Source organism: Rhodoferax sp. GW821-FHT10B06, assembly GCF_059415605.1.
Window position 1 is genome coordinate 46494 of sequence record NZ_JBWKNO010000006.1, and the last position, 14562, is coordinate 61055.

Consider the following 14562-nt stretch of genomic DNA (forward strand, 5'->3'; position numbering starts at 1 on the left):
ATCAAGCGTAAATCTATTCTGAACTGGGCACGGAAGGTATCACAGGCGGCTGCAGCCTGCATGGCCACCAGAGACAACCTCGGCCCCAGCGGCCTATGGAGGGCAGGCTGAACGCCTAAGCCATCTCTGTGCATGGATGCAGCAAGCACACCAGCACCTCCGCATTGCTACAAATAAAATAGCACCCAGTACAGATATTATCTGCGCTGGGTGCTATTTTGATGCTTCAAGACAAGCTGCTGCCCGTAGGCAAACAGGCCGCCCAGCGGGGGCTCAGGGCTGGGTGCCTTGGGCCACCAGGCTGCTGGCATCCCAGCCGCCGCCGAGAGCCTTGTACAGGCTGACCACCGCGTTCAGCTGGGTGCGTTGCGCGTCGATCAGGCCGGACTCGGCTTGCATCAGATCGCGCTGCGCATTCAGCACATCCAGATAGCTGGAATAGCCGCCCTTGTAGCGCAGGTCCGCCAGGCGCAAGGTATCGCGCAATGCCGCGATGCGCTTGGCCGTGGTGGCGGTGATCTCGTTGCCGGTAGACACGTTGTTCAAGGCGTCATGGACATCGCGGAAGGCGTTTTGCACCGTCTGCGTGTACGTTGCCACGGCCTGCTGCTGGCGCGCATTGGCGGCGGCTTCCACCGCTTTCAGCGCACCGCCACGGAAAATGGGCTGGGTCAAATTGCCCACCAGGCTCCAGAACAAAGATGCCGGATCGAACAGGGTCGACATGTCTTTCGACTGCTGGCCCAAGCTTGCCGTCAAGCTGAACTTGGGGAAGTAGGCAGCGCGGGCCTGGCCGATGTCGGCATTGGCCGCAATCAGGCTTTGCTCGGCGCTGACCACGTCGGGCCGGCGTGTCAGCACGTCGGACGGCAGGTCCGCAGGAATCGGCTGGGCGGCGTATAGCTTGCCCAGTTCCGCACCACGTGCCAGCACCGGATGCACGATGTCGCTGGGCTTGCGGCCCAACAACACGGCCAGGGCCGACTCGGCATTGCTGCGGCTTTGGCGGGTCTGTTGCAGCGTGGCTTCGATGCTGGCGGCTTCGGACTCGGCTTGGCGCATGTCCAGCTCGCCGATCACACCGGCGTCGAAGCGGCGCTTTTGCAAGCGCAGGTTCTCTTGCCGGGTGGCCAGGGTTTGTTCGGCCAGCGTTGTTTGCGCATCCAGTCCGCGCAGTGCAAAGTAGCTTTGCGCCACGTTGGCGTACAGCGAGGTCAGCACCGTTCCGCGGCTGGCGGCCTGGCTGAGCAGGCGGGCCCGCGCGGCCTCGTCGGCACGTGCATACCGGCCCCAGAAGTCGATCTCGTAGCTGGCGGTCAGGCCCAGCTGGCGGTCATTCGAATGCGGGTCTGCACCGGGGGTGGAAAAGCTGGCTGAATTCTCGCTGGCACGCCGGCGCGTGGCACTGGCATTCAGGTCCACCGTCGGGTAGAAGTTGGACAAGTTCTGGTCCACAGTGGCACGGGCTTCGGCGATACGGGCCGTGGCCAGGGCCAGGTCCTGGCTGTTGCTGGAGGCTTCCTGCAGCAAGCTGTCCAGCACCGGGTCCTGGAAGCCCTTCCACCAACTCAGCCAGTCCACATTGGTGGCTGTGCCGTTCACCGACAGCGTGGCGGGCACATCCAGCTCAGGCCGTTTGTAGTCAGGGCCAACAGGTGCAATACCGCAGGCAGACAGTACGCCAGCCGCTATCAGAGTTATAGCAAATTTAGGCATGCGCTTAAACATGGGCCGCTCCTTCGCCGTGGGCGGGTTTGTTCACGCTGTCGAAGTCTTCCGGATTGCTGCGGAAGTTCCAGTCGTTCACCAATTTAAAGAACAGCGGCACCAGGAACACCGCCAGGAAGGTCGCCGCAATCATGCCGCCGACCACGCCCGTACCAATGGACTGGCGCGCTGCCGCGCCAGCGCCGGTGGAGATGGCCAAGGGCACCACGCCCAGAATAAAGGCCAGCGAGGTCATGATGATGGGCCGGAAGCGCAAGCGTGCGGCTTCCAGGGCCGCAGCCACTGGCGTCATGCCGTCGTGCACCTTCATCATCGCGAACTCCACGATCAGAATAGCGTTCTTCGCCGATAGCCCCAGCAGCGTGACCAAACCGATCTGGAAGTACACGTCGTTCGCATGGTTGCGCAAGTACACCGCCACCAAGGCACCGAAGATACCGAAGGGCAGAGCCAACAGCACCGAGAACGGCAGCGACCACTTTTCATACTGCGCGGCCAAGATCAAGAAGATCATCACAAAGCCCGCGCCAATGGCCAGGCCCGCCGCGCCGCTGCTACGCTTTTGCTGGAACGCGGTACCGCCCCAGTCGAAACCCACGTCAGAAGGCAGCACCTTGTTGGCAGCGCGTTCCATGGCGGCAATCGCCTGGCCCGAGCTGAAACCGGGCTTGGGATCGCCCAGTATCTGGATCGACGGCAGCGCGTTGAAATGCTGCACGGACTCAGGACCGGCTACGAACTTCACGTCCGCCACCGAGCGCAGCTGGATCATCTTGCCGGCGTTGGAACGCACATACAGCGCGCCAATATCATCTGGCTTGGAGCGGAACTGACCCTCAGCCTGCATCAGTACCTGGTAGATACGGCCGCTCTTGTTGAAGTCGTTCACGTAATAGCTGCCCAGCGTGGCCGCCAGCGTGTTGTAGATGTCGGCCACGGCGATGCCCATGGAGCGCGCCTTTTCGGTATCCACGCTCACAAACAGCTGGGGCGAGTTGGCTTGCCACAGCGTCTTCACGCCTTGCAGCTCGGGCTGCTTGTTGGCTTCTTCCAGCAGGGCTGGCAGCAACTGGGCCAGGCGGCGCACACCACCGTCACCCTTGTTCTGCATGTAGAACTCGAAACCACCGGTCTGGCCCAGGCCCTGGATCGCCGGAGGGCCGAAGGCCAGCGGCAAACCTTCCTTGATGCCGCCCGTCTTCATGTAGTACTCGCCCACCAATTGTTGGGCGGACTGGTCACGCTCGGCCCAAGGCTTCAGCGGGAAGAACATGGTGGCCGCCGACGACTTCAAGCCGCCGCCACCCAGGAAGTTCAAGCCCACCAGGCTGAACGTGGTGTCGATGTTCTTGTTACCGCCCACGGCGGCTTCGACCTGCTTGACCACCTGGTTGGTACGGTCCAGCGACGAGCCTTCCGGCAGGATGACCGCGGCAATGTAGTAGCCCTGGTCTTCGTCCGGCACCAGGCTGCTGGGCACGAGCTTGAACAGCACGCCGGTCAGCGCGCCCATGGCAACGAACAACACCAGACCCAGCACGCCACGCTTCAGGAAGAAGGCCACACCCTTGGTATAGCGGTGGGTCAGGTTGCTGAAGCTCTTGTTGAACCAGGTAAATACCTTGTTCTTGCGCTCGGCACCCGGCTTGAGCAGCACGGCGCAGAGTGCCGGCGTCAAGGTCAACGCCACAATGCCAGACAGGCAGACGGCGATGGTGATGGTCACCGAGAATTGGCGGTACAACTCGCCCGCCAAGCCGCCCAGGAAGGCCACTGGAATAAAGGCCGCGCACAGCACCAGCACGATGGCGACCACCGGGCCGGTCACTTCACGCATGGCTTCAATCGCGGCTTCGCGCGGCGTCATACCCTCTTCATGCATCAGGCGCTCGACGTTTTCCAGCACCACGATGGCGTCATCCACCACGATACCGATGGCCAGCACCATGCCGAACAGGGTCAGCGTGTTGATGCTGTAGCCCAGCAGATGCAGACCCGCCATGGTGCCAATCAGCGACACCGGCACGGCCAGCGTCGGGATGATGGTGGCGCGCCAGCTTTGCAGGAACACATACACCACGATGAACACCAGCACCATGGCTTCCGCCAGGGTCTTCAGCACTTCGTGGATGGACTCCGTCACGAAAGGCGTGGTGTCGTAGGGGGTGGAGTAGGTCAGGCCTTCAGGAAACTTGGCCTTGAGCTCCTGCAGGGTTTTTTCCACCGCTTCACGGGTTTCCAGCGCATTCGCGCCGGTCTGCAAGAAGATACCGACAGGCACCGTGGGGTGGCCGTTCACGCGGCCGTAGAAGTTGTAGTCCTTGGCACCCAGCTCAACACGTGCCACGTCCTTGACGCGAACAATGGCACCATTGGCGCCGCTACGCACCACGATGTTGGCAAAGTCCTCCGGCTCCAGCAAGCGGCCCTTGGCGGTGACCGTGAGCGTCAGCTCTTCGGTATTGTTCGGCGGCGCGCCGATCTTGCCTGCCGCGTACTGCGCGTTCTGCTCGGTGATGGCGCCAGAAATATCACCCACCGTGATGCCCAGCTGGGCCATGCGGTCCGGGCGCAGCCAGATACGCATGGCGTAGTCCTTGGCACCGAAGATCTGCACATTGGTGGTACCGGGCACGCGCTTGATGGCGTCCAGCACGTTTTGCGTCACGTAGTTGGAGATGTACAGCGCGTCATAGCGGTCGTCGGGCGAGTAGATCGCCGCCACCGTCATGAAACTGGCCGAGCTCTTGGCCACGGTCACGCCCTGGCGCTGCACCTCTTGCGGCAGCTTGCTCAGCACCTGGTTCACGCGGTTGTTCACGTTCACCGCGGCGATGTCCAGGTCGGTACCGACGTCGAAAGTGATGCTGATGGACACCGCGCCGTCACCGGACGAGGTGGAGCTCATGTAGAGCATCTTCTCGACGCCGTTGATGGCCTGCTCGATAGGTGCAGCCACGGTGGTTTCCAGCACTTCGGCCGAAGCACCGGGGTAGACCGCACTGACGCTCACCACCGGTGGCGAAATTTCCGGGTAGCGCGAGATCGGCAGCACACGCATGGCCGCCAACCCGGCAAGCACCAGGAACAGCGATAGCACCGTCGCGAAGATCGGACGGTCAATAAAGAACTTGGAAAACATGGGTCAGTTGCTCCTTATTTCGAAGCAGCTTGCGCAGCACTGGCGGGCGCTGCAGGTGGTTTTTCTGCGGAAGCAGGCGCGGCAGCAGGCTGACCGTTGGCGGCCTTGGCCACATAGGGCACAGGCTTCACAGTCATGCCGGGCTCATGGGCTTTGATGAAGCCTTCGACCAGTACGCGGTCGCCGCTTTGCAAGCCCTTGGTGACGATCCATTCGCCCTTGCTCCAGCCGTCCAGCTCCACCGGGTGGGGTACCAGCTTGTCGTCCGGCGACACGGTGAACACCATCTTGCCCATGGGGCTGTCGATCACCGCGCGCTGTGGCACAGTGATGGAGTTCGGACGGCTGGCGCCGCTGAGCAGCACGCGCACGAACTGGCCGGGGCGCAAGCTGCCATCGGGGTTAGGGATCTCGGCACGGGCGTCAAAGCTGCCGGTTTGCGGATTCACCTTTTCGCTGGCGAAATTGAGTTTGCCGGCGCGTGGGAAGATGCTGCCATCGGCCTGCTTCACATTGACGGTAAAGCCCAGGCTGCCGTTGGCCGAGCGTTGGCCGGGCACGCTAAGCTGGCCCGTACTCACTTGCTTGGTCATGCGCAGCAAATCGCTTTCCGATACGCTGAAGTTCACATACATCGGGTTGGTTTGCACGATCGTGGTCAGCAGGCTGTCGCTGGCCGACACCAGGGCGCCATCCGACTTGGATGCCGTGCCGGTGGTGCCGCTGATGGGGGCCACCACCTTGGTGTAACCCAGGTTCAGGCGGGCTTCGTTGGCCTGGGCCTGGGCCTGCTTCAGCGACGCTTCGGCGGATTCCAGGGTCGACTTGCTGTCATCAAATTCTTTTTGGCTGATGGCTTTTTCAGCCGCCAGCGGGGCCAGGCGGGCCTGGTCGCGGCGGGCCTGGTTGACCTTGGCCTGGGCTACAGCCACATTGGCCTCTGCCGACGCAACCTGGGTCTGGAAGGTACCAGGATCGATCTGGAACAAGGGCGTGCCGGCCTTGACCAGCGAACCTTCTTCGTACAAACGCTTTTCCAAAATACCGGCCACACGCGCACGCACCTCGGTTTCACGCGAACCAGCGGTCTGACCTACATATTCCAGCTCAACCGAATGGGCCTGGGCCTGCACCGTGACCACGGACACCTCGGGCGGCGGCATCGCGCCACCCGGACCGCCCGCCGCACCGGTGGACTTGCCGCAAGCCACCAGCGCCAAAGGCAGGGCCGCCAACAAAAATGGGGATATCCAACGCCGGCGCGCAAAGCGGGCGTTGCGGTTGTCGGTCGATGAAGCGCGAGGAGATGCGATGGACATAGACATAGATGGTTTAATTGGATGGTGTAGTATCACATACATTCACGTATGTTTGTTTCAACTACGTTACTAACTATTACAGCAGCAAGAGACACGACCATGGCTAGAAAAACCAAAGAGGACGCAGAGCAAACCTATGCCGCGTTACTGGAAGCCGCGGAGCAGATGTTCTTTGACAAAGGTGTTGCCCACACCACGCTGAATGACATCGCCGCCGCGGCAGGAATGACGCGGGGCGCTATTTACTGGCACTTCAAGGACAAGGCCGACGTACTGCAAGCGCTGATTGCACAGGCCATGTTACCGATGGAGGCCATGCTTGTCGAACTTGATATATGCGCCGACGCCAATCCGCTGGCCGCGCTGCGCCAGATGTGCGTACGGGCACTGACAACGCTGGCCGGCTCGCCCCAGCAGCAGCGGGTGTTCAGCATCATGTTTTTCAAGTGCGAAAACATCGGCGAAGTCGTCACCGTAATGGAGAACAAGCTGGCACGGCGCGATGAATGCTTCACCCAGATCCAGGGTATTTTGGTACGCGCAGTGGGCAACGGCCAACTGCCAGCCGACACCGATGTATTCCTGGCTCAGCAAACCATCAATTTCTTTATCGCCGGCACCATGCGCGAATGGCTGCTGTCGCCTGACAGCTTCTCGCTGGAGAAAGCTGCGCCATCGATGGTGGATATGGTGATGGCCGGCCTGCAAACCAATCCGCCGCGCACCCCAAGCAACTAACACAGCGCGAAGTACCTCGCAAAAGGCCGCTACAGTCTGGCCCCATGCAAGGCCTGCACCTTACCGCCGATCTCCACCACTGCCGCTGCGCCAGCGCCTGGCTGCTGGATGCACAGCTGCTGGGCGTGGCCTGCCGCGATGCCGTTCAGGCCGCTGGCCTGCAGGCCGTGGGCGAACTCTTCCATAGTTTTCCGGCCACAGCGCAGGGGCCAGGTGGGGTTACAGCTACTATTTTGCTAGCAGAATCACACTTGTGCGTGCACACCTGGCCCGAGCAGTCGGCCGTGACGCTGGATGTGTACGTGTGCAATTTCGGCGCCGACCACTCGGCCAAAGCCCAGCTGCTGCTGGACAGCCTGATCGCACTATTTATGCCCGGCCGCACCGAGCACCACCGCCTGCAGCGCGGCACACTGGCCCCGCAGCCGGGCTGACGCCATGCCGGCCCTGCCCCACCTACGCCCCTACCAACGCATTTACGCACTGGTGTGGCTGCGCCGTGTCAGCGCCCTGCTGGTCTTGCCGATCTGCGTCTGGGGCCTGGCCCGCCACCAGTGGTGGCCGGCGCTGGTCCTGCCCATGGGCGCCATGCTGTGGACAGCCCTGCGCGCCTGGGAGCAAAGCCTGCGCCGCCAATTCATACGCGACGCGGAATTTCCACGCTTTCTGGCCGCCAAAGTTCTGGAAGCCCACCCCGGCCTGCAGCCGCGCGATGCCGAGCTGGTGCTACGGGGCCTGCGCCAGTTCTTCATGGCCTATCTGCGCAGCGGCCGGCAGTTCGTAGGCATGCCCTCCAAGGTGGTGGACAGCGCCTGGCACGCCTACATCCTGCACACCCAGGGCTATGCGCTGTGGTGTGAACGCGCATTCGGCCACATGCTGCACCACACCCCCGCAGAGGCCATGGGCAGCAATGCCCGGCGCAACAACGGCCTGCGGCGCACCTGGTACTGGGCCTGCAAGGAAGAAAGCATCAACCCGCGCAAACCCGCGCGCCTGCCACTGCTGTTTGCACTGGACTCCAAGTTCGGCATCGAAGGTGGCTACAGCTACACGCCAGACTGCCACGCCGTAGGTGCGCAAAGCGATGCCGGCGGCTATTGCGGCACCGACTTTGGCGGCAACAGCAGCGATGGTGGCGGCTGTGGTGGCGGCGATTTCGGCGGCTCCGACAGCAGCTCCGACAGTAGTTCCAGTAGCAGCGACGGCGGTAGCTCCGATGGAGGCGGCTGTGGCGGTGGATGCGGTGGCGGAGGCGACTAGGCGCCGGGTATCATTCCCTTTCAACACAAGCTAACGGAGCACACCATGGCCTTGATGGACTTCATCCGCAAACAGTTCATTGACATCATCCAATGGACTGAAGACAGCGACGGCACGCTGGCCTGGCGCTTCCCCATGGCCGACATGGAAATCCAGAACGGCGCCGCACTGGTAGTACGCGCGTCGCAGGTCGCCATCTTCGTCAACGAAGGCCAGGTGGCCGATGTGTTCGGCCCCGGCACCCACAAGCTGACCACCCAGACCCTGCCGGTACTGACCTACCTGAAAAACTGGGACAAGCTGTTCGAGTCGCCCTTCAAGAGCGATGTCTACTTCTTCAGCACGCGCCAGCAGATCGACCAGAAATGGGGTACGCCCCAGCCCATCACCATTCGCGACAAAGACTTTGGCGCGGTGCGCCTGCGCGCCTTCGGCAATTTCAGCTTCCGCGTGGCCGACCCTAAACTCTTTCACACCGAAATCTCCGGCACCCGCGACAGCTATGGCACGGCCGACCTGGACGGCCAGCTGCGTGGCCTGGTGTTGCAGAACATCAGCGCGGCAATAGCCAGCAGCGGCATCCCCTTCCTGGACCTGGCGGCGAACCAGCAGGTCTTTGCCCAGGCGCTGAGCACCCAGCTGGCGCCGGAATTCGCCAAGATCGGCCTGCAGCTAGGCGGCATGACGGTGCAAAACCTGTCCCTGCCCGAAGACCTGCAAAAGATCCTGGACCAGAAAATTGGCATGGGCATGGTCGGCAACGACATGGGCAAGTTCATGCAGTACCAGACAGCGCAAGCCATCCCCAAATTCGCCGAGGGCGCGGGCTCGGGCGGCGGTGTGGCAGGCGACGCCATGGGCCTGGGCGCTGGCGTGGCCCTGGGCCAGGTGCTGGCGCAAAACCTGCAGACTGGCCTGCAAGGCGGTGCGGCCGCCGCCGCAGGCGTGAAGCCTGAGGAAGTCATGGCCACACTGGAAAAGCTGGGCGAGCTCAAATCCAAGGGCATCCTCACGCAAGAAGAGTTCGACGCCAAAAAGACTGAACTGCTGAAAAAACTGGTCTAGCCGCAACTTAGCTTCGTGGCGACACCCAACCTCCAGCGCGCCTACCGCGCGCCTTGCCCTGGCTGCGGCGCGCCGGTTGACTTCCTGAGCGCGCAATCGACACACGCCGTCTGCGCCTACTGCCAGAGCACGGTGGTACGCAACGGCGAAGTGCTGCAGCGCATCGGCAAGATGGCCGAGTTGTTCGACGACCACAGCCCGCTGCAGCTACAAGCCAGCGGCCGCTGGAAGAACCAGGGCTTCACCCTGGTCGGTCGCCTGCAGTACAAATACGACGAAGGCCGCTGGACCGAGTGGATCGCCCTGCTGGACGATGGCAGCAGCGCTTTTCTGAGCGAAGACAACGGCGCCTATGTCTTCAGCACGCCGCTGCGCGCCGAGCGCGAGCTGCCGGATGCCGAACACCTGCGTGTAGGCGCCACCACCGCCATCAACGGCAAAAGCTGCAGCGTCGCCTCCCAGCAAACCGTGGCACTGATGTCAGCCCAAGGGGAGCTGCCGCGCCTGCCCGCACTGGGCCAGCCCTTTGCCATGGTGGATCTGCGCAGCCCCGAGGGCGAGGTGCTGAGCGTGGACTACGGCAGCCAGCCGCCCAGCCTGTCCATAGGCACATCCGTACAGCTGGAAGAGCTGCAGCTGGTGGGCCTGCGCGAGGAATCGGTCAAAGACGAGCAAGGCCGCCAGTTCAACTGCCCGCAATGCGGCGCCTCGATTACCCCACTGCTGGCCAGCAGCAAAAGCCTGGCCTGCGGCTCTTGCCACAGCCTGATCGACTTGACGGCTGGCGTGGGTGGCGAGCTGCGCCATGCGGTGCAAGACGAGCCCGTGCAGCCGCTGATCCCCCTGGGCACGGTCGGCAAGTTGCAGGGCGCCGACTGGCAGGTGGTGGGCTTCCAGCACCGCATGGGCACCGAGCCCGGCGAGGAAGACGAGCAATTCGGCTGGGAAGAATACCTGCTGTACCACCGCAAGCGCGGCTTCCTGTTCCTGGTGGATGCGACCGACGGCTGGAGCGTGGTCAAGCCCGCCACCGGCGCACCCACGCTTGCCAAAAATGGCCAGAGCGCCAGCTACCTGGGCACCCAGTACCGGCTGCAGAGCACCTACCGCGCCGAAACCACCTATGTAGCCGGCGAGTTCTACTGGCAGGTGCGGCGCGGCCAGGTCACATCCAACCAGGACTTCAGCAGCGGCAAGGGCCTGCTGTCGCGCGAGCAGTCGCCGGGTGAAGTCACCTGGTCGGTGGGCAGCAAGATCGACAGCAGCCTGGTGGCCAGCGCCTTCAAGCTGGAGACCAAGAAAGACCTGCTCAAACGCAGCGATGCCATGCCCTTGAGCCTGAACGGCAACAACATCAACATCAGCATGGGCACAGCGATATGGGTGTTCGTGATCCTGCTGCTGGTGTTATTCATGGTGACGCGCTGCTCCGACTGCGACCCGAATGTGCAGAACTGTAGTTCGTCGTCGAGTGGCGGCACCCGCACCTCGGGTGGCTCTTTCGGCGGCTTCTCGTCGGGCGGCGGACACAAGTAATTTTTGAAGGAGATCTCCATGGATATTGAATGGTTGAAAGCCGGGGTCGTCTTCGGCTCCATCGTGTACGCACTGATAGGTGTGGTGATCTTTGGCCTATGCTTTGTGGTGATGGACAAGCTCACACCCTACAAGCTGTGGGAAGAAATCATCGAGAAGCAAAACCTGGCGCTGGCGCTCGTTGTGGCCGCCATGTCTCTCGGCATCTGCATCATCGTGGCGGCAGCGATCCATTGAACTTGGCGGACAAACCCGGGCCGCGCCCGGTCGAGGTGGCGCTGCTCGCCTCGGTCTTCATCGTGTCGGCCTGCGGCCTGGTGTACGAGCTGGCGGCGGGCGCGCTGGCCTCCTACCTGCTGGGCGACTCGGTGCTGCAGTTTTCGACAGTGATCGGCAGCTACCTGTTCGCCATGGGCGTCGGCTCCTACCTGTCGCGCTTCTTCGAACGCCAGCTGCCCGCCCACTTCTTACGCATAGAACTGCTGGTAGCGCTGGTAGGTGGTGCGCTTCCAGCTCTTCTTTTTATAGCAAACGCATATCTGCCCAATGCCTTTCGCCCGCTGCTCTACAGCCTGGTGATCCTGGTCGGCACGCTGGTGGGGCTGGAGATTCCGCTGGTCATGCGCATCCTCAAGCGCAATGTAGCGCTGCGCGACCTGGTGTCGCAGGTGCTGACCTTCGACTACCTGGGCGCTTTGGCTGTGTCGCTGGCCTTCCCCTTGGTGCTGGTGCCCCATCTGGGACTCATACGCACCGGCCTGCTGTTCGGCCTGATGAACGCCACGGTGGCGCTGTGGGCGCTGTGGCTGTTCCGGCACGACCTGCGCCAATTCAAGGCGCACGCGCTGGCCTGCGTGGCGACGCTGGCCGCGCTGGCCGCCGCCATGGCGGCTGCGGACCTGATTACCACCTGGGCCGAAGACAAGCTCTACCAGGACCGCGTGGTCATTGCTCAGACCACACCCTACCAGCGCATCGTGGTGACGCACAGCGCGGGCGAAGGCAAGGCCGGCTACCGCCTGTTCTTGAACGGCAATCTGCAGTTTGCCCAGCGTGACGAGTACCGCTACCACGAGGCTCTGGTGCACCCTGTGATGTCTGCCTTCTCGGCCAGCGGCGCGGCGCCGAAAAAGGTGGCCGTGCTGGGCGGTGGCGACGGCATGGCGGTGCGTGAAATCCTGAAGTACCCCGGCGTGGAAAGCATCACCCTGGTCGAGCTGGACCCGGCCATGACCACGCTGTTCTCCACCCAGCCAGCGCTGGTGCAGCTCAACGGCGGCGCCCTGCTCTCACCCAAGTTGCACATCGTCAACACCGACGCGTTCAACTGGCTGCAAACCGCCACCGAAACCTTCGACGTGGTCATCGTGGACTTCCCCGACCCGACCAATTTCGCCATCGGCAAGCTCTACACCAACTCGTTCTACAGCCTGCTGGACCAGCGCCTGTCGGCCAGCGGCTACGCCGTCATCCAGACCACCTCGCCCCTGGTGGCGCGCAAGAGCTTCTGGACCGTCGCCACCACCATCGAATCTGTAGGCCTGCACACCACGCCCTACCACGCCCACGTGCCCAGCTTCGGCGAATGGGGCTACATCATCGCCAGCCGCCGGCCCTACCGCATCCCCACCACGCTGCCACCCGGCCTGCGCTTCCTCAGCCCGCCCAGCCTGCCCACATTATTCGACTTCCCGCTGGACATGGCCCGCGTGCCCACCGAGGTAAACCGGCTGTCGAACCAGGTGCTGGTGACGACCTATGAAGAGGAATGGGGCAAGGTGGTGGCGCGCTAGAGGCTGGCCATCGCCACCCGTGCTGCTGCTAAGTCCCAGGCCGCTTGGCCCACGGTTTTAAAGACGGGCACGGCAGCTCCTGGGGCGAGTAAAGTGTCCAGCGCGAAGGCCAAATCCCGCACCTGCCCCCAGTCCACGCCAGCCTGCAGCAAATCTCCGGCCTCATGCCGGGCACCACCCAGGTCGTCCACCACGATCTGGCGGCTGTGCAGCAAGGCCGGGGGGAATTCCGCCATGTCCGGCTTGAACGCGCCCACGCCTATGGCCAAGGTCTGCGCACCGATGTGCGCGGGGATCACCGGCGTGCGCGATGTCGTCAGGGCCAGCACCAGGTCGGTCGCTGGCAAGGCGCTTTGCAAGTCATCCACCACCATGGCGGTAGCAACAACTTGCGGATGCCGGGACTGCATAGCGGTGCAGAAGGCCTGCGCCGCCGCCAGGCTACGCCCGGCAATCCAGAACTGGGCGATGCCCAGATGCTCGACCAGCGCGTCCGCATGGGCGGCAGCCTGGGCGCCCGTGCCGATCAGTAGCGCCGTCTTCGGTGTATGCGGCGCCAGCATCTGGATGCCCAGCAGTGTGACAGCAGCGGTGCGGCGCGAGGTGACGGTTGGACCGTCCAGCAAGACCAGGCGGCGACCGGTGGCGGTGTCCATCACCACCACTTCGCCCTGGATAACAGGCAAACCCTGCGCGGCATTGCGCGGGTGGACGGTGACCAGCTTGGTCACGCTGAAGTCGTGCCCCACGGCGGGCATGGCCAACAGCACGCCGCCTTCGGTCATAGGCACGACCAGACGCTCGGGCGCCTGGATCTGTTGCTGCGCCAGCTCGCGCGCGGCCTGGGCCACGGCGGGCACCAGCTGCGCGTAGGGCAAGGCCCGGGCAGTCTGTGCGGCATTCAGTATCTGCATGGCGACCTCAGCGCAAAAAGAAGCCGGTGGGGAATGGGTCCAGCTCTTCCAGCACCCACTGGTGGTGGCCCATGATGTGGGCGCTGCCGGTGACCTCGGTGAGCGCGCCGTCGAAGTCGCCAACCTTTACCGCCTGTGTGACCTTCACCTCGAACTTGCTGCCGACGATGCTGCCGTTCACGTAGTTGGCGCCCAGGGCCAACTGGCCGCGCAGAAATAGCTGGGCCGCCCGACCCGAGGTGCCGGTACCCGTAGGCGAGCGGTCCACCTCGCGGTCGGCAAACACGCAGACGTTGGACTGGTCCACGCCCGCACAGTTGGGTGCGCTGTCGATGATGCTGCCGTAGAGTTGGTCCAGCCCCGGCTCAAGCGGGTGCTGGATCTTCACCTGGGCCATCACTGCAGCCTTGGTTTCGGCGCCCAACTGGATCAGCGGACGGACCAGTTCCGGCTTCACCGTCAAGCCAGCCTGTTCGGCATTCAGGTAGTAATAGAACGCGCCGCCAAACACAATGTCGCCGCGCACCGTGCCAAAGCTGGGGGTCTGCACCTCCAGATCGCGCTGGTAGATGAAGGCCGGCACGTTCTTGAAAGTGACCTTGCCGGCACGCTGGCCGTCCCACTCCACAAAGGCTTCGATAAAGCCGGCAGGCGCGTCAAAGCCTATGCGCGTCAGCGGGCTGGTGCGTTCCACATAGCCCAGCTCCACCAGCACCTTGCCCAGGGCGATGATGCCGTGGCCGCACATATCGCTATAGCCCTCGTTGTGGATGAAAATCACGCCGAAGTCCGCACCCGGCGTGGTGGGCGGCAGCAGGTAGGCGCCGTACATGTCGGCGTGGCCGCGCGGCTCGTTCATCAGGAACTGGCGCAGGTCGTCGCGGTGGGTCTTGAGCCAGGCGCGCTTCTCCAGAATACCGTTGCCCGGCACGGCCGGCATGCCGGACACCAGAATACGCAGCGGCTCGCCGCCGGTATGGGCATCCACGGTCTGGACGCTACGGACTAGATTCAACATGGTGGACTTTCAGTAGAAATTGGGCAAGGCATCTGGTTTTATTTTA

General features: G+C 63.2%; 12 protein-coding genes. 7 read left to right on the top strand and 5 right to left on the bottom strand.

From position 1 onward, the window contains the following. Positions 1 to 273 precede the first annotated feature (273 nt). From AC07O2_RS11470 to AC07O2_RS11480, 3 genes are read right to left on the bottom strand one after another with little or no spacing between them, the layout of a single operon-like run. Positions 274 to 1728: an efflux transporter outer membrane subunit gene (locus AC07O2_RS11470; RefSeq protein WP_495075870.1), complete on the bottom strand. Its 1455-nt coding sequence runs from the start codon at positions 1726 to 1728 to the stop codon at positions 274 to 276. Beyond that, positions 1721 to 4870: an efflux RND transporter permease subunit gene (locus AC07O2_RS11475; RefSeq protein ID WP_495075871.1), complete on the bottom strand. Its 3150-nt coding sequence runs from the start codon at positions 4868 to 4870 to the stop codon at positions 1721 to 1723. Before AC07O2_RS11475 ends, AC07O2_RS11470 begins: the two co-directional genes overlap by 8 nt. Positions 4871 to 4884: 14 nt before the next feature. Next, positions 4885 to 6189, bottom strand: a complete 1305-nt coding sequence (locus AC07O2_RS11480) for an efflux RND transporter periplasmic adaptor subunit (RefSeq protein ID WP_495075872.1) — start codon at positions 6187 to 6189, stop codon at positions 4885 to 4887. A gap of 99 nt (positions 6190 to 6288) precedes the next feature. On the opposite strand from AC07O2_RS11480, the gene AC07O2_RS11485 reads away from it, so the two are divergent. The 7 genes from AC07O2_RS11485 to AC07O2_RS11515 are packed head-to-tail and all read left to right on the top strand — an operon-like array spanning position 6289 to position 12584. Next, positions 6289 to 6927: a TetR family transcriptional regulator gene (locus AC07O2_RS11485; RefSeq protein WP_495075873.1), complete on the top strand. Its 639-nt coding sequence runs from the start codon at positions 6289 to 6291 to the stop codon at positions 6925 to 6927. A gap of 44 nt (positions 6928 to 6971) precedes the next feature. Beyond that, the gene (locus AC07O2_RS11490) at positions 6972 to 7361 is read left to right on the top strand and encodes an S-adenosylmethionine decarboxylase family protein (RefSeq protein ID WP_495075874.1); all 390 of its coding nucleotides are present in this window, start codon (positions 6972 to 6974) and stop codon (positions 7359 to 7361) included. Between the two features lie 4 nt (positions 7362 to 7365). Further along, positions 7366 to 8190: a glycine-rich domain-containing protein gene (locus tag AC07O2_RS11495; protein ID WP_495075875.1), complete on the top strand. Its 825-nt coding sequence runs from the start codon at positions 7366 to 7368 to the stop codon at positions 8188 to 8190. A gap of 45 nt (positions 8191 to 8235) precedes the next feature. Beyond that, positions 8236 to 9255: an SPFH domain-containing protein gene (locus AC07O2_RS11500; RefSeq protein WP_495075876.1), complete on the top strand. Its 1020-nt coding sequence runs from the start codon at positions 8236 to 8238 to the stop codon at positions 9253 to 9255. Between the two features lie 15 nt (positions 9256 to 9270). Beyond that, positions 9271 to 10791 carry a DUF4178 domain-containing protein gene (locus tag AC07O2_RS11505; RefSeq protein ID WP_495075877.1) on the top strand — a complete coding sequence of 507 codons (1521 nt, stop codon included), beginning with the start codon at positions 9271 to 9273 and terminating at the stop codon, positions 10789 to 10791. Positions 10792 to 10809: 18 nt separating this feature from the next. After that, a complete protein-coding gene (locus tag AC07O2_RS11510; RefSeq protein WP_495075878.1) occupies positions 10810 to 11028 on the top strand; it encodes a DUF350 domain-containing protein in 219 nt (72 codons plus the stop codon). Positions 11029 to 11030: 2 nt separating this feature from the next. Next, a complete protein-coding gene (locus AC07O2_RS11515; RefSeq protein WP_495075879.1) occupies positions 11031 to 12584 on the top strand; it encodes a polyamine aminopropyltransferase in 1554 nt (517 codons plus the stop codon). Here AC07O2_RS11515 and AC07O2_RS11520 read toward each other — a convergent pair. Beyond that, positions 12581 to 13498 carry a delta(1)-pyrroline-2-carboxylate reductase family protein gene (locus tag AC07O2_RS11520; protein WP_495075880.1) on the bottom strand — a complete coding sequence of 306 codons (918 nt, stop codon included), beginning with the start codon at positions 13496 to 13498 and terminating at the stop codon, positions 12581 to 12583. The two genes, AC07O2_RS11515 and AC07O2_RS11520, sit on opposite strands and share 4 nt — an antisense overlap. Before the next feature lie 7 nt (positions 13499 to 13505). Continuing rightward, positions 13506 to 14516, bottom strand: coding sequence for a trans-3-hydroxy-L-proline dehydratase (gene lhpH, locus AC07O2_RS11525; protein ID WP_495075881.1), 1011 nt, complete (start codon positions 14514 to 14516; stop codon positions 13506 to 13508). Positions 14517 to 14562: the final 46 nt, after the last annotated feature.